This is a genomic window from Paenibacillus albicereus (assembly GCF_012676905.1).
Lineage (GTDB): Bacteria > Bacillota > Bacilli > Paenibacillales > Paenibacillaceae > Paenibacillus_O > Paenibacillus_O albicereus.
The window spans coordinates 801,017-816,348 of the sequence record NZ_CP051428.1 but is presented as its reverse complement, the minus strand read 5'-3'; the positions used below and the strand labels follow the sequence as shown (position 1 = coordinate 816,348).

Annotated in this window: 13 protein-coding genes; 5 read left to right on the top strand and 8 right to left on the bottom strand. The window is 67.3% G+C overall.

What is annotated here, in order from left to right; all coding sequences use genetic code 11:
- Nucleotides 1-175: 175 nt before the first annotated feature.
- Nucleotides 176-1,345 (bottom strand): LytR/AlgR family response regulator transcription factor, encoded by a 1,170-nt coding sequence (locus HGI30_RS23135; RefSeq protein ID WP_235680306.1) that lies wholly within the window; start codon nt 1,343-1,345, stop codon nt 176-178.
- Nucleotides 1,342-3,243 (bottom strand): LytS/YhcK type 5TM receptor domain-containing protein, encoded by a 1,902-nt coding sequence (locus HGI30_RS03650; RefSeq protein ID WP_168906409.1) that lies wholly within the window; start codon nt 3,241-3,243, stop codon nt 1,342-1,344. Before HGI30_RS03650 ends, HGI30_RS23135 begins: the two co-directional genes overlap by 4 nt.
- Nucleotides 3,244-3,536: 293 nt before the next feature.
- Here HGI30_RS03650 and HGI30_RS03645 point away from each other — a divergent pair, with 293 nt between their 5' ends.
- On the top strand, nt 3,537-3,938 hold the full coding sequence (locus HGI30_RS03645) for a VOC family protein (RefSeq protein ID WP_168906408.1): 402 nt from the start codon (nt 3,537-3,539) through the stop codon (nt 3,936-3,938).
- A 78-nt stretch (nt 3,939-4,016) separates the two neighbouring features.
- On the opposite strand, the gene HGI30_RS03640 is transcribed toward HGI30_RS03645, so the two are convergent.
- Both HGI30_RS03640 and HGI30_RS03635 read right to left on the bottom strand, forming a co-directional pair.
- On the bottom strand, nt 4,017-4,583 hold the full coding sequence (locus HGI30_RS03640; protein WP_168906407.1) for a hypothetical protein: 567 nt from the start codon (nt 4,581-4,583) through the stop codon (nt 4,017-4,019).
- A gap of 140 nt (nt 4,584-4,723) precedes the next feature.
- Nucleotides 4,724-5,116, bottom strand: coding sequence for an MmcQ/YjbR family DNA-binding protein (locus HGI30_RS03635; RefSeq protein ID WP_235680305.1), 393 nt, complete (start codon nt 5,114-5,116; stop codon nt 4,724-4,726).
- A 165-nt stretch (nt 5,117-5,281) separates the two neighbouring features.
- On the opposite strand from HGI30_RS03635, the gene HGI30_RS03630 reads away from it, so the two are divergent.
- Nucleotides 5,282-6,244, top strand: a complete 963-nt coding sequence (locus HGI30_RS03630) for a hypothetical protein (RefSeq protein WP_168906406.1) — start codon at nt 5,282-5,284, stop codon at nt 6,242-6,244.
- Between the two features lie 190 nt (nt 6,245-6,434).
- On the opposite strand, the gene HGI30_RS23130 is transcribed toward HGI30_RS03630, so the two are convergent.
- Together HGI30_RS23130 and HGI30_RS03615 are read right to left on the bottom strand one after the other, a co-directional pair.
- Nucleotides 6,435-9,983 (bottom strand): OmpL47-type beta-barrel domain-containing protein, encoded by a 3,549-nt coding sequence (locus HGI30_RS23130; RefSeq protein WP_235680304.1) that lies wholly within the window; start codon nt 9,981-9,983, stop codon nt 6,435-6,437.
- A 202-nt stretch (nt 9,984-10,185) separates the two neighbouring features.
- On the bottom strand, nt 10,186-10,929 hold the full coding sequence (locus HGI30_RS03615) for a copper homeostasis protein CutC (RefSeq protein ID WP_168906405.1): 744 nt from the start codon (nt 10,927-10,929) through the stop codon (nt 10,186-10,188).
- A gap of 395 nt (nt 10,930-11,324) precedes the next feature.
- Between HGI30_RS03615 and HGI30_RS03610 the strand changes: the two genes are divergently transcribed.
- Entirely contained in the window at nt 11,325-11,759 is a 435-nt protein-coding gene (locus HGI30_RS03610) for a VOC family protein (protein ID WP_206110006.1), read from the top strand.
- Between the two features lie 80 nt (nt 11,760-11,839).
- Here HGI30_RS03610 and HGI30_RS03605 read toward each other — a convergent pair whose 3' ends face one another.
- Both HGI30_RS03605 and HGI30_RS03600 read right to left on the bottom strand, forming a co-directional pair.
- Nucleotides 11,840-12,115: a hypothetical protein gene (locus HGI30_RS03605; protein ID WP_168906404.1), complete on the bottom strand. Its 276-nt coding sequence runs from the start codon at nt 12,113-12,115 to the stop codon at nt 11,840-11,842.
- Between the two features lie 157 nt (nt 12,116-12,272).
- On the bottom strand, nt 12,273-12,539 hold the full coding sequence (locus HGI30_RS03600; protein WP_168906403.1) for a hypothetical protein: 267 nt from the start codon (nt 12,537-12,539) through the stop codon (nt 12,273-12,275).
- 234 nt (nt 12,540-12,773) lie between these two features.
- Here HGI30_RS03600 and HGI30_RS03595 point away from each other — a divergent pair, with 234 nt between their 5' ends.
- Together HGI30_RS03595 and HGI30_RS03590 are read left to right on the top strand one after the other, a co-directional pair.
- Complete coding sequence (locus HGI30_RS03595) at nt 12,774-14,573, top strand: sensor histidine kinase (protein ID WP_168906402.1); 1,800 nt, start codon at nt 12,774-12,776, stop codon at nt 14,571-14,573.
- Entirely contained in the window at nt 14,545-15,324 is a 780-nt protein-coding gene (locus HGI30_RS03590) for a LytR/AlgR family response regulator transcription factor (RefSeq protein ID WP_168906401.1), read from the top strand. The genes HGI30_RS03595 and HGI30_RS03590 overlap by 29 nt, the downstream gene beginning before the upstream one ends.
- Nucleotides 15,325-15,332: the final 8 nt, after the last annotated feature.

Here is a 15,332-nt window from a genome sequence, read left to right as displayed (position 1 = left end):
TCCTTTGTGAAAACGCTTCCTTATTACTATAGCGAGCGTCGGGCAAAGAAGGAACGGGGGCGGCGCGAAACGTCGGAATCGTGGCGCGAACGGTCGCAAATACCGGCTTGACTTCCATCAGACGGGGAAGCCGTTCGATTCTCCGGCGAGGCGTCGCCTGTCGCCTGCCGCTCTCTCAGCTCCCTTCCAGTAGCCGCAGCATGTCCTTCGCGGCGGCGCGCGAGACCGGAACCCGCTCATCCCCGGCATGCTTCAGCACCAGATTGTACGCGCCGTTGAACCAAGGCTCGATCTCCTTGATCTGGTCGAGGTTGACGAGATAGCTGCGATGCGGACGGAAAAAGCCGTGGCCCAGCCTCTCTTCCAGCTCCTGCAGCGTCTGGCGGGTCGAGTGGTCCGAGCCGTCGGCCATGCGCAGGCGCGTGGACTTGTCCTCCTTGACGGCATACAGCAGCAAAGCCGGGTCGAGCACGACCCTGCGGCCGCCGTCCTCGACGAGCAGCCGCGCCTTGCGCGGAGCCGACGCGGCGGCCGCTTCGCGCTCGGCGATCGGATCCGGCCGCAGGGCGAGGGAGGCCGCATCCGCCTCCCCCTCTTGCCGCGCAGGCAACCGGGCCGCACCGGACGGCGAGGCGGCGAAGCCGGAGGGAGCAGCAGCCGTCAAGTCCGTGCCTGCCGCCTCGACGGGCAGGCGATCCGGGGTCCGATCCGCCCCCGTCCCCATGCCGTCTCCCGCGCCTCCTCCCGATCGGCTGTTTCCTGCCGAGGACGGATCATTGCCCGCGGAAGCCGCCCCGGCCTCCTTGCGCTGCCGCAGCCGAGCGAGCGCTTCGCGCAGCCGCTCCTCCTCGAACGGCTTGAGCAGGTAGTCGACCGCCTCGACGCCGAACGCCTCCACCGCATACTGGTCATAGGCGGTCGTGAACACGATCATCGGCGCCGCGCCTTCGTCCCGCAGCTGCCGTGCCGCCTGCAGGCCATTCCCCTCCGGCATCTCCACGTCGAGGAACAGCGCGTCCGGCCGCAGGCGGCGGGCTTGCTCCACCGCCTCGCGCCCGCTGCTCGCCTGGCCGACCAGCTCGACGCCGGCCTCCCGCGACAGCAGGTAGACGAGCTCCTCGCGCGCGAGCCGCTCGTCGTCCGCGATGAGCACGGTCAGCGAGCGCGGCGGATGGCTCGATCGGGAGTCCGATCTGGAGTCCGATCTGGAATCCGACCTCGGGTCCGATACGGAACTCGCTTCGGCATCGCTGCCGTCCTTGCCGTTCGCTCCGCCCATTCCGGCCCTGCCGGCCCTGCCGCCCGTACCGCTCGCCTCGCCCCTGCCGCTCTCCAAGTCTCTCACTCCGCATCCCTCCTCGCCGGAGGCAGCCGGAACGTCACGCGGCTCCCGCCCCCGGGCAGATTCTCATAGACGAGCGCGGCTTCCGCTCCGACGAGCCGGATGAGCCGCTGGTTGACGTTGTATACGCCGAAGCCGTTGCCGCCTCCCGCCGCATCCGGCTCGCCCGCCCGCAGCTTCGCGCCGAGGGCTGGCGACGCCGATGCTCCGCTCCCCGGCAGCGCAGGCTCCTCCAACGTCGCCAGCGGAGCCGCGCCGAGCAGCGGCAGCAGCTCCGGCCGGATGCCGCTGCCGTTGTCGCGTACCGAGAGCCGGATGCCTTCCGCATCCGCCTCCGCTTCGACCGTCACCGTGCCGCCCGCCGGCCGGCTCGCCAGTCCGTGCCGGATGCAGTTCTCCACGAGCGGCTGCAGCGTCGACGGCGGGATGAACGCGTCGGGCAGCCCATCGCCCGAAAGGCCCCGCAGCTCCATCTGATCCCCGAAGCGCACGCGCAGGATGTCCAGGTACGCGCCCAGATGCTCCAGCTCCTGGCGCAGCGGGATGAGCGGCGAGTGCGCCGTGCGCAGGCTCGCCCGCATGAACTGCGCGAGCTGCCGCGTCAGCTGCCGGGCGTCGTCCGGCGCGGTGCGGATGAGCGTGACGATCGAGTTGAGCGTGTTGAACAGAAAATGGGGATGGATCTGCGCCTGCAGCGCCCTCAGCTCGGCGTCCTTGGTCAGCACCTCCAGCTCCGCCGCCCGCGACAGCGTCAGCTGCGTCGTGAGCAGGCGGGCGAGCCCCGCCGCGAACTCCTCCTCGATGCGCCGCACCTGCCTGCGGCTGCGGTAGAACAGCTGCAGCGCGCCGACCGGCTGTCCGGCCTGCCGGAACGGGATGAGCACGACCGCGCCCGGCTCCTGCCTGCTCTCCAGCACGCCGCGCCGGGCGAGCGCCGCGGCCCGCTGCCGCAGCTGCCCGCCTGCCGGACGCGGCGGCTCGTCCGCCGTCCGCGACGGCGCGGCGACGAACACCCGGTCCTCGCGCAGCGCGCGCCGGCACAGCGCCGAGGCGAGCGGATGCTCCGGCCGGAACCGATCCACGCCAGGACCGAGATGCGCCAGCACGGAGGACGTGTCCGCGACGGCGACCGCCTCGACCCCGAGCGCCTCCGCCAGCTCGCGGGCCGCGGCCGCCGCGCGGTCGGCCGTGAGCGAGCCTTCCAGATGCGGCAGCACCGTGCCCGCGACCGCAAGCGCCCGCTGCGTCTCCGCCGCCCCGGCGCGCTCCTGCTCGCCGAGCGCGACTTGGATCATGGCGACGAACAAGGCGATGCCGAGGCTGCTGGAGAGGACCATCGGCATGCCGATCTCGTTGACGAGGCGGATCGACTCCGGCGACGCGGTCGCGGCGATGAGGATGACGCCCATCTGCAGGATCGGAGCGAACAACCCGATAAAAAACGCCTTGATCGGCGCGATGATCCGCTCTTCATAGAAGAAACGCGCGACCAGGCCCGCCAGCAGCCCGATGATCGGCGTCGAAATCAGATAGGCGTCCGCCGCCATGCCGCCGAGCGAGGCGGCGTAGGCCCCGGCGATGAGCCCCGCTCCCGCGCCGACGCTCGCTCCGCCGAGCAGTCCGCCGAGCACGACGCCGATCAGCGCCGAATGCGCCAGCAGCTGATCCGGCCGCGCCTCGCGGATCCAGAAGGCGGCGTCCATGCCGCCGGGCCCCGCCAGCACGCCGGCATGCGTGCCGGCGATGCCGATGAAGCCGAACATGACGGCGTGCAGCAGCCCCGTCCGCAGCGTGACGGCGCGGTCCAGCAGCATGCGGAACAGCGGCAGGCGGGTCATGATGAACATCAGGATGAGCAGCATGCCCATCCGTTCGATGAGCGCGCGCGTGTAGGCCTCCATCGAGCTCCGTCCTTTCGCGGCATTTCATAAGATAGCGCATACATGGTTGAAAATGACAACCGCTTGCCTGTATTGTACCCGATCCGGCGCTCCTCCGGAATGAGGCTCCATGCACAAAGAAGCCCGGCCGTCCGACCGCGAGCGGGTGACCGAGGCTGCGGCCGGCTTCGCGTCGGATCGGCTCGTCGATGGATTTCGCCAAGAATGGCGATCCAGAAGAAACCTGCGTCCTCGCCATCGGCTATGCTGAAAGCAGAAAGACACTCTCCCTCTAGGAAAGGTTGGATCCATTCATGGCCAAGCTCACGCCTTACCTCATGTCCAGCAACGCCCGCCAGCAGGCGGAATTCTACGTCGAGGCGCTCGGAGGCGAGATCCTCTCCGTCATGACGCATGACCAGATGCCTGGCGCCGGACCGGACGCCACGGACAAGGTGATCCATATGACGATCATCGCCGGCGGCGTGACGATGTTTCTGGCAGACGGCTTCCAGCCGCTGCAGCCGGGCAGCAACATGTACCTCTCGCTGGAGTTCGCGGACGAAGGAGATGCGCGCAGCGCCTTCGACCGCCTGTCGCAGGACGGCCAGATCCGCCATCCGCTGGAGCAGGCGTTCTGGGGAACGCTGTTCGGCCAGCTGACGGACCGCTTCGGCGTGAACTGGATGATTACGACCGAGCAGCCAAGCGAATAGACGCCAAAGAGGGACGGCGAGGAGCAGATGCTCCTTGCCGTCCCTCTTTTTTCGCCGCATCGCGGAGTCAGACCCGCATCAGGCTCGGACCAGCTCGTAGAAAACGCCGTCGAGCAGCATCAGCAGCGTCGAGTCGTCCTTGACGAAGAACATGCCGCTCGGCCCCGCGAAGTCCTTGATCTCGACCGTCTGGACCTCGCCGGCGTCGATGCCGATGTCGCTCAGCTGCATCCGATAGTCCTGCGTGAACTGCTCGGCGGTAAGCGTCTTCTCCTCGTAGACGGGATTCGCCGTCTCGGCATCTCCGAAGCGGGCCGACTCCTTGGAGAACGACGCCTGCTGGCCTTTGAGCGCCTCGTCCGGTCCCGTCGAGACCGGCGTGCTGGCGACGTCGCCCGTCACCTTCCACTCGCCGAGCCAGCTGCTGGCTCCGGCCTCTTGCTCGCTGCCGGTATTGTCGGCTCCGCCGGCCTCGGTCGGCGAGGCGGTCGGGGACGGCTGCACGCTCGCCGACGCTTGCGGCGAGGGGACTCCGGCATCGGCTTTGGCAGACGGATCCGAATCGTTCGAGCCGCTCGAGCAGGCGGCAAGCGCGATGGACGCTCCGAGCAGCAGCACGGATAAGGCGGTTGGTTTTTTGTTCATGGATTTCTTCCTCCCTGATTGTCTCTCTAGGCTTGTTCCTAACCGACGGCAACGGTTCGAAAAAGGTTGCCTCCAAAAAGCAAAAAAGCCTGCCGGATGAGCAAGCTTCCTTTCCATCCTTTACCTCTTTACGCCCTCCCTCAACCGCTCCATCCCGGGAATATCCGCTTCAGGCTGCCGGCCAGCTCGGCCTGGACTTTTTTCGGAAGTCCGGCCACGACGAGCAGATAGCTCTCCTGGAGCATGCCTTCCACGACCGCATCCGGCACGGCGCCGTTCAGCACGACGGTGTTCCAGTGGCGCTTGTTCATATGAAAGCCCGGCAGCACCGCGCCCGGATACGTCTCCCGCTGCAGCCATGCCTCGTCCGGAATGACCTTGAGGTTGACGCTCTCCAGCTCGCCGGTGCGGCCGAGCAGCGCGAACATCTTGTCTCTCACGTACAGCACCGGCATATGGGGGTCGAACGGCGTCTTCACGCTCGCCCCGGGGTAGCCGAGGCCGATCCTCTGAAGCTTCTCGTGGTTCATCATTTACCTCCCGAAAGGTTGACTCTGCTACTGGTTATCCCACTTAAACGCCTGTCGGTCAAGCCGATGGGCGCCCCGTGTCCGTGATTGCGCTGCAACCTTCTCGTGTAAGTATCGTCTGGTAGGGTACGAATGCTTATTCATTCCAACCTCAGGAGGAGATACACCATGAAAAAAACCTTAAAAACGACCGCCGCATCCCTGCTCGTCCTGTCGGTAGCCGCAGGCGGAGCCGGCTCCGCCTTCGCGCTGGAGGGCCAGCCCGCTCCAGCTCCGGGCCAAGCGGCCATTACGGCCGCGCCTGCTGCGAGCGCGTCCCAGAAAGTGTACGCCGACTATGTCGCCATCCTCGCCTCCGGCAACCTCGCCCGCGCCGTCAATTACCTGAACAACCACCTGTCCAAGGTCGACAGCTGGACGGCCTCGATGATGGTGCTGCGCCTGGAGAACGCCCAGAACGCCGCGCTCGGCAAGCTGCAGAAGCGGTACGAGTCGAGCTCCGTGCAGAAGGCGATCGACGCCGCATGGCGGGCCGGCGGCAGCGGCACGTATACGTCGCTGCTGAAGCATGTGAAGGGCGACACGGCCCGCAAGCTGCTGACCGACTCGCGCGATCAGGGCTATGCCGTCGCGACGGCGGAGGGCATGTTCTTCCCGATCGTCAACTACCCGCTGTATGAGAACTGGAAGAGCCGCGTCACCGCCGACATCCAGCTGTACGTCAAGATGATGGCCGACGAGGTGCGCAAGCCGACGCTGCGCGACGCCGGTCTCGTCATCAGCTGGGGCGAGCTGCTGCAGCGCAATCTGGAGCAGGAGAAGTTCCTGATGCAGTTCAAGGGCTCGAACCGCTATACGCAGGTAAAAAGCCAGTATGAATTGACGAAGATGAACGTCTACTACGGCAGCAACAATACGCCGCTGTTCGATTATGAGACGAAAAAGATCGAAGCCGAGGCTCTCGCGGCCTACAAGAGGGCAGTCGCTTCGGGCGACGCTTCCAAGAGCCCGCTGCTCCTGAAGCTGTCCAGCTTCCTCAAGGTCGTGGAGAAGAACGACGGCAAGCTGACCGACGAGCTGAACCTGTGGCGCAGCAAGCAAGTGCCGCTTGGAGTCGGCTCCAGCCACTGACGCCGGCTCGTCCTTCCGGGCGAAGGCCGTCTGCCCGGCTTCTCCGCCCTGCCCTTCTCGCCTCCAGCTTCAATGAAAAAAAAGGAAAGCCGCCTGCAGGCGGCTTTCCTTTTTTTCATTGAACGCTTGCATGAGGCAGGTGCGAAAAGGCAGCCGGTCCGTCGCACGGAGCCGCATCGTGCGCTCCGCCTCAACGGCTGACGACGACCTCGATCGTGTCGCTCGACGTGACGCCGGCGGCGTTGGCCAGCTCGACGCGGTAGCGGTAGACGCCGGGCGCGCGCCCGGCGATGTCCGTGAACGCGGCCTGCGCGTTCGGCGTCGCCGCGCTCAGCGCCTGCGCGTCCACGAGGACTCCGTTTTCGTACAGCCGATACTCGGTCGCGTTGGTGCCCCACCACAGGTTGGCCGTCAGGCGGTAGCCGCCGTCGCCGTCCCAGTTGTTGTGCGACAGGGCCGGCTTGCCCGGATTCGCGTCCGTCACCGAGACGCTGAGCTGCGCGCTTTTCACGGCGCCATGCGGATTGACGAGCTCGGCGGTGTAGATGTAGACGCCGTTCTTCTTGCCGCTGAACTCGGTGCGGACGGATTGGGCGGACGGCGTGCGGTCGGCCAGCACCTCGGTGCGGACGAGCGTTCCGTTTTCATAGAGGCGGAAAATGGAGCCGTTGTTGCCCCACCACAGGTTCATCGTGACCGCATAGCTGCCGTCACGCAGCCCGTTCTTGTGGCCGCTGTCGTCGCTCAGCACCGGAACGCCCGGCGCGCCGGACGCGCCGCCTGCCTGCGCCCGCACCTGAAACGCCGTCGTCTGCTCGGCGACATTGCCGGCGCGATCGGTGACGACGTAGCGGATCGTATGGCTGCCGAGCCCGAGGTCGGCGCCGAGCCGCGAGCTGCCGCTCTCGATCGGCTGGCCGTCCAGCAGCAGCTCGCTCGAGGCGATGCCGGAGACCGCGTCGGACGCGGCCAGCTCGAAGCGCAGCGCATCCGTAAAGGCGGCATCCGTCACCGGACCGCCGGACTGCGTGAGCTGAACGGCCGGCACCGTGCGGTCAAGCCGCACGACGGCGGTCTTGGCCGGCTCGCGGTTGCCCGCCGCATCGACGGACCCGTAGCGGATCGTCGTCTCGCCCTCGGCTTCGACAGCCGCCGGGCCCGTATAGCGGATCGGCTCTGCGCCGCCAAGCGCGTACCAGGTCGCAAGCTCGCCGGCCCGGTCATCCGTCGCGGCCAGCGAGAATTCGACCGGCTCGCGATGCCAGCCCGCCGCGTTCGGCTCGCTGGACAGCGCCAGCACCGTCATTGGGGCGATGCGGTCCGCCGGAGCGGCGATGTCTTGAATTCCACGCGACTTGAGCTGGTAGGTGCCTTTGAAGATCGAGGCGATGCCTTGCAGCACGACGCGGTCGCCGTTGCCGTAGCCGAACTCGCTTTGGCTCAGGCCGGTACGGACGTCGATGCGGACGCGGACTCTGCTGCCGGCATCGGTCGTCGCGTCGAACTCGAACGAGCCGGTCGGAGCTGCGCCAGCCAGATTCGAAATGACCGCCTCGCCGATCGAGACGAGCGTGCCTTGGTTCGCGTCCGTCACGGCGCCGGCCTCGGCGGCCGCCGGCGGCGCTCCGCCGCCGACGACGCTGAGCGCGGTCAGGTCGGCCAGCTCCAGCTCCGTGTTGTAGACGGCCAGCTTGCCCGTCAGCGTCACCCGGTCTCCGGCGTGGACGCCGGGAGCGCTCTGGTAGACGTAGATGCCGCCGCTCTCGTCCTGCAGGTAGAAGGACTCGCCGCCGCCGTAGATGCCCGGCTCATGCAGCGCCGTTCCGGTCAGCGTCACCGTCGTGCCTGCTGGCAATGTGCGCGCCGCCGCGATCGACAGCGCCGGCGTCGGCGACGGGCTTGGGCTGACGCTCGGCGTCGCGCTTGGCGAAGCGCTCGGGCTCGGCGTCACGGTCGGCTCCGGCGTCGGGCTCGCTGTCGGCGTGGCCGTCGGCTGCGGCGTGGCGCTCGGCTCCGGCGTAGCCGTCGGGCTTGGCGTCGGGCTCGGGCTTGGCGTCGGCGTCGGCAGCGGCTCCGCCGGCACGTCGCCGAGCGTCGCGGCGACGGTCTTGAGGTTCGTGCCGTTCAGCCGCAGCCGCATGTTGGCCGCGCCGCTCGAGCCGGGCTTGAGCCGCACGGTCAGCACCTTGGACGCGTAGCCCGCGCTGTCCGCCTGCAGGCTGAACGCCGCGCTGTACGCGTAGGCGCTCGGCCAGCTGCCGTCGGCGTTCTGCACCTGGGCGATCTGCGTGCCGTTCGCCGTCGTGTACACGCCGAAGGTGTACCCGGATACCGTCTGGCCCGGCGTCAGCCCGCTCGCCGTGACGCGCAGCGGGAACTCGGCGCCGGAGCTCGGCAGCACGGCCTGCGCCTCGAAGCCGTAGCCGACCGTGCCCGGAGCCGGCGTCGGCGAGCTCGTCGGGGCCGGCGTGCCGCCCGGCGACGATGTGGGCGAAGCGCTCGGGCTCGGCGACGTGCCGCCGACGTAGCCGTAGGAGCCGGCCTTGAACGTCGCCGGGTCATACCATTTGTAGCCGGCGCTCGGAGCGGACCAAGGCTCGGCCTGCGGCTCGGTCGACGAGGCCGGATTCTCCATCGCGAGCTGCGGCGTCGGCGAGTCGAGCTGCAGCCCGTCCACTTGCGCGAAGCTCGTATAACTTTCATCCACGGACAGCCAGTCGATCAGGTTGACGAGCAGTCTGGCGTCGTCCTGCTCCTTGAAGCCGTCGTACGTCGTCTTGCGCGCGCCGGTCTCCTCCCGCAGGTACTTCGGCGTCGCGTCCTCGACCGGCGAGGAGTCGCCGATGAACGCCGCCTTGCCCGCGCCCTTCTTGGAGACGGCCACATACGGGCCTTCCTCGACGCCGCCGCCGTTGTAGACGCCCTGGTCGACGGCGCTGCCCCATTTCTGGTTCGTCTTGGGCACGTAGACGATGCCCTTGGCCTTGGCCGGGTCGACGATCGCCAGCGTGGAGCCGGCGTGCATCGCGACCGCTCCGACGCCCTGCGTGATGCCGAAGGACTGCGCCGGCGGCACGATGACGTTCGCGTTCAGGTCGCCGAGCGCGTTGTAGCGGAAGCGGATGCCGAACTGCTCGGCCAGCCAGTCGGAGCTGACGACGCCCTGCATCGCGGCGGAAGCGGCTTCCTCGGCGCTCATGCCCTTGGCCGGATTGCTCCAAGCCCCGCGGCGGTAGCCGTTGTACACCTCGCTGCCGTCCCAGCGGTTCTTGTTGCGGTCGGCGTTGTAGTGGTCCCCGATGAAAAAGACGCTGCCTCCCCCGTCCACGTATGCGGCCAGCGCCGCCTGCTCGCTCGCCTTCAGCGGCACTTGGGCCTCTGCCGTCACGAACACGTCGTAAGGCTGCAGGTCCGCCAGCGTGATCGGACCGGACTTGCGCAGCTCCTGCACGTCGTAGCCGTTCTGCGCGAGCGCTTGGCCGAAGTCCGAGAAGCCGCCGTCGATGACCCAGTCGGCCGCCCCGGCGGTATTGCCGTGCGCGTTGTCGAACAGGACCTTCTTGCCGGCATTGTGGTTGACGACCTTCGCCTTGATGAACGGCGCCGGGTCGACGGGCCCCTCGGCATGGGCGACGCTGCCTCCCCAGGCGAGCGGCGCCGCCGGCAGCGCGATAGCCGCCGCCAGCAGCGCGCTTGTCCATCTTTTGCCCCAGCTGCGGGATTGGTGCTTGTCCTTCATCCGGATCCTCCTCCGATCAGCCGCCTTCCCGGCGGACTGTGGCCCTATCGTAGCATGCACGTCGGTTCTGGAGGGTTGAAAATTTGTAAAAAAAAGAAGATCAGGAAATTCGTCCTGATCTTCGAGTTGCACTTCGACAGCGGCGGCGAAGGACTTCCTTCCCTTCCTTTTTCGCGCGATGCCGATCCATTCCGCAGCCGTGTCAGCTTCGGGACGGCTGGCTGCCCTCCCCGCCGGAGCGGGCCGGCCGCTCCTGCTCCAGCCGGTCGAGGATGTCCCTCAGCTCGCGCACCCGCTCCGGCACGACCTGCCGCAGCGGATGCCGGTCGACGCGCACGGACGAGCCCGCGTGCACCTCCGTCACGCCTGTCCCAAGGACAAGCGCCGCCAGCCCGCCGCCATCGATGCCGCTGCCCGCCAAAATCTCGATGCCCGTGCCCGCCGAGGCCTGCACGAGCCGGCGCAGCTCCGGCACCGCCTCCGGGGCGGTCGGGCGCCCGCCCGACGTCAGGATGCGATCGATCTGCGAATAGCCGGCCAGTGTCGCCAGCGCCTCCTCCAGGTCGCGCGCCTCGTCGAACGCGCGGTGGAACGTCACGCTCAGATGCTCGGCCTCCCCGAGCAGCAGCTCCAGCGCCGCCGCATCGATGGTCCCCTCGGCCGTGAGCGCGCCGAGCACGATGCCCGCCGCGCGCGTGCGCCGGACCGCGCGGATGTCGGCGCGCATCACCGCCAGCTCCGCCCGGTCGTAGCGGAAGCCGAGGCTATGCGGCCGGATCATGACGCGCACCGGGATCGACGCCTGCTCGGCGACCGCTTCAATCAGCCCGATGCTCGGCGTCAGCCCGCCCTCGAGCATGCCGCTGACGAGCTCGATCCGGTCCGCTCCGCCGCGCTCGGCGGCCAGCGCGTCCTCCGGCCTTGTCGCGATGATTTCCAGCTTCACCAAGTCGTTCTCCTTTATGTCTATTTACGGGATGAGTTTTTTTGGAGCGGCCCCCGCTGCGGAGACATGCCGATTGTTCACCCTTGTCTTCATGCGCCCGGCCGCCCTGTCCGCTTCCATCCCTCTCGAACGAAACAGAGCGGCGCTATTCCGCTCAAAATCGACGTTCAACCTATTTTAACGAAACGGACAGGTGCTATTCAGCCGCTGGAGCGGTCCTTTCGACGGTTTATCGGCATATAGCGCTGGTGAGTTTCGTTAGAATGTTCAAATGCACGATTCGGCGCGAATAGCGTCTTGTCGTTTCGTTAGCCCATCATGGCGATCGAGAAGAAACGGGCCCGCCCCGGACGAGCTACACTAGACTCATCCCTGCACCCAAAGGAGAGATCGATATGGCCTACGCGCCGAAAATGACCTTCATCAACCTGCCCGTGCAAGACATGGAGCGCTCCAAAGCCTTCTACCGCTCGCTCGGTCTGGAGTTCAACGAGCAGATGACGAACGACGAGGGCGCCTGCGTCGTGCTCAACGAGAACACGTTCCTCATGCTGCTGATCCATCCGTTCTACAAGAAGTTCATCCGCAAGGACATCGCCGACGCCCGCACGAGCGAGCTGATCCTCGCCCTCTCGACGGACAGCCGCGAGCAGGTCGACGAGCTGATGGACAAGGCGCTCGCCGCCGGCGCGACCGAATCGGCCGATCCGCAGGACATGGGCTTCATGCGCTCCCGCAGCTTCGAGGATCCCGACGGCCATCTGTTCGAAGTCATGTTCTACGATCCGGCCGCGGCCGGAGCCGCCGAGAGCCAGGAGCAGCAGGCGTAAGCGGGAGCCCAGCGCACGCTCGGCGCCAGCACGCCAAAAGGGACGAAGCCGAGCCAAGCGCCCGGCTTCGTCCCTTTTGCTTATTGCGCCCGCTCGTCCAGCACCGGCCGATAGGCGTCGATGACGATCTTCGCCGCCGACTCCGCGCCGAGCTTCATCGACTCGTCCAGCGCCTGGGCGATCTCCATCTGCAGCCGCGCCACCTTGCTGACGCGCTGGGCTTCCAGCAGCTCCAGCAGCTCCGGCAGCACCTCGTCCGCCGTCGCCGGCTCCGGCTCCCGGCCGGGACGCTTCAGCAGCAGCAGCTTGCCGTCGGTCATGAGCAAGCTTCCGTCCAACAATCGGTATTCGTTCATCCTCTCCGACCTCCGCTTCCGGTATCGATACTATCTTTTACCCAAAATAAGCCCCGAATTAGCAGCGGTGCAGGAAAAAAGGAATCGCGCCGGCGCGGCCAAGCCCGATCGGCGCCATGCCGGTCCCCGGCCCGGCCGGGGATCTAGGAAAGTTCCTTCAGAACGGCAGCAGCTCTTTCAGATTCAAATAGGCGTCGCGAGCGACCGAGCCGAGGAAGAACAGCACATGGGCTGCGATCAGCAGTCGGAGCGGACGGCTGAGCCAGGCCGGCAGATGCCGCAGCGAGCGGCTCATGCGAAAGCCGGTGACGATATGGCCGTGGCGGATGACGTCGTTGAACGCCTCGCGATCCTTGAGCTCCTCCGGCGCCGACGACGGTACGGTCAGGTGGAGCGTCTTGTCCTCATACGGGTTGTAAGCCATGAGCATGCCTCCTTTGCGAAGTCGGGACGGCGAATCGGCCAAGCGGAAGGTGGCGGCAGCCCTCGCCTATGCTGCGCAGGCCGGCGGGAATAGCTTGAAATCGCTGCCTGAATTCCATTTTAATGGAAGATGCCATGAAACTCCAGCTTTCTTCCTGGGCGTCCCGCGCCGCAGCCCGTTCGTTTTAGGGTATAATCAGTCGCAGAACCTGATCCGATAAGCGAGGGAATGCCCGTGGTCCATCTGCTGCCGCTCATGCTGGAGCGAGTCGGCCTGCTGCTCATCATCGTCTTCCTGCTCTCGCGCATGAAGTCGTTCCGCCAGATCATCCGCCACGAGCACCGGCTCAAGGACAAGCTGCTGCTCATCGCCATCTTCGGCGTGTTCGGCATCGTCAGCAACTATACCGGCATCAAGATCAGCGGCGGCCTCGTCGCCACGGAGCCGTGGCAGACGGCGGTCGATCCGGACAGCGCGATCGCCAATACGCGCGTGCTCGGCGTCGCACTCGGCGGCCTGCTCGGCGGGCCGCTCGTCGGCCTCGGCGCCGGACTCGTCGCCGGCTTGCACCGCATGTCGCTCGGCGGCTTCACCGCCTACGCCTGCGGGTTCTCCACGATCTTCGCGGGCATCGTCACCGGCCTGCTCGGGCCGCGGCTGCGGCGCGCCGGCAAGCGGATGACCGGCTGGGCCGTCGTCATCGGCATCGTCATGGAGTGCATCCAGATGGGGCTCATCCTGCTTCTCGCAAGGCCGCTGGATACGGCGCTGCAGCTCGTCGAGGTGATCGCGCTGCCGATGATCGTCATCAACGGCTTCGGCACGCTGCTGTTCATGCTGTTCATCCAGTCGATCCTGCAGGAGAGCGAGCGCACGAGCGCGCTGCAGACGTACAAGGCGCTGCATATCGCCGATCTGACGCTGCCGTTTTTCCGCCGGGGGCTGAACGTCCGCTCCTCGCGCGAGGTCGCCGCAATCATGCTGCGCGAGACGACCGCCGACGCGATCTCCATCACCGACCGCGAGACGGTGCTGGCCCACGCCGGCGCCGCCTCCGACCACCACATCCCGCTGCAGAGCCTGTCGACGCAGCTGACCCGCAACGTGCTGGAGCACGGGACGCTGCTCAAGGCCAAGTCGCGCGAGGCGATCCAGTGCGAGCACGAGGGCTGCCCGCTGCGCGCCGCGATCGTGCTGCCGCTGCGCGTGCATGGCCAGACGGCCGGCACGCTCAAGCTGTACTTCACCGATCCGCTGCAGATGGACCTCGTGGAGCAGGAGCTGGCCGAAGGGCTCAGCCGCCTGTTCTCGACCCAGCTGGAGCTCGCGGAGGCCGAGAATCTGAGCCGCCTGCTCAAGGACGCGGAGGTCAAGGCGCTGCAGGCGCAGGTGCATCCGCACTTCCTGTTCAACGCGATCAATACGATCTCCGCGCTCGTCCGCACCGATCCCGAGACGGCGCGCAAGCTGCTGCTGCAGCTCGGCGTCTTCTTCCGCAGCAACCTGCAGGGCGCGCGGCAGATGCTCATCCCGCTGCGCAGCGAGCTGGAGCATGTCGAGGCGTACCTGACGCTGGAGAAAGCCCGCTTCCCCGGCCGCTACGACGTCAGCGTCGACATCGAGCCGGAGCTTGCGACCGTGCTCGTGCCTCCGTTCACGCTGCAGCCGCTCGTGGAGAACGCGATCCGCCATGCCTTCGGCCCGGCGCTGAAGGGCAAGCGTCCGTACCGGGTCGCCGTGAGCGCGATCCGCGAGGGCGAACGGATGCGGCTGAAAACCGAGGACAACGGCGTCGGCATCGAGCCGGAGCGGCTCGCGTCGATCGGCATCGAGCCGGTCGAGTCCGCGGCCGGCACCGGCACGGCGCTCCATAATATTCGCACCCGCATCGAGGAAATCTATCAGGGAGAGGCCTCGTTCGAGATCATCAGCCGTCCCGGCGAAGGCACGACCGTCGTGCTCGCCGTGCCGGTCCGCTCCCAAGCCCAGTCAGGAGGAGAGCCCTATGCTGAAAGCCTATCTCGTCGAGGATGAGCCGCTCGCCCGCGACGAGCTCGCCTATCTGCTCCGGCGAACGAGAAAGGTCGAGCTCGTCGGCGAGGCCGAGACGGCGGAGGAAGCGCTGCTCGGCATCGAAGCCGCCGCTCCCGACGTCGTCTTCCTCGACATCGAGCTGTCGGAGACGAGCGGGCTCGACGTCGCCCGCCGGCTGCGGCAGCTGGAGCGGCCGCCGGCCGTCGTGTTCGCGACGGCGTACGACGAGCACGCGCTCCAGGCGTTCGACCTGGACGCCGCCGACTACATCCTCAAGCCGTACGACGAGGAGCGCATCCGGCAGACGATCGACAAGCTGTCTCGGCGGCTGGAAGCATCGGCGGCCTCCGGCGCAGGGGCTGCGGGAGGCGGAGGAGCGGCGCCATCCCCGGCAGCTCCGGGAGCGTCGGCGCCGAGCCGCACCGGCAAGCTCGCCGTCGCCGTCGACGAGCGCATCGTGCTGCTGCCGGTCGGCGACATCCTCTACCTCGCCTCCGAGGAGGGCAAGACGCGCATCGCGCTCGCGGACGGCCGGGCCTACGTCAGCGCCGAGCCGCTCGTCGCGTTCGAGCAGAAGCTGCAGGGCACGCCGATCCAGCGCGTGCACCGGGCTTTCCTCGTGCATGTGGACGCGATCGCGGAGATCCAGCCGTGGTTCCACTCCACCTGCACGCTCATCCTGCGGTCGGGCGACAAGGTCCCGGTCAGCCGCACCCATCTCAAGGAGCTGAAGCAGCGGCTCGGGTGGTAGGCGAGGCT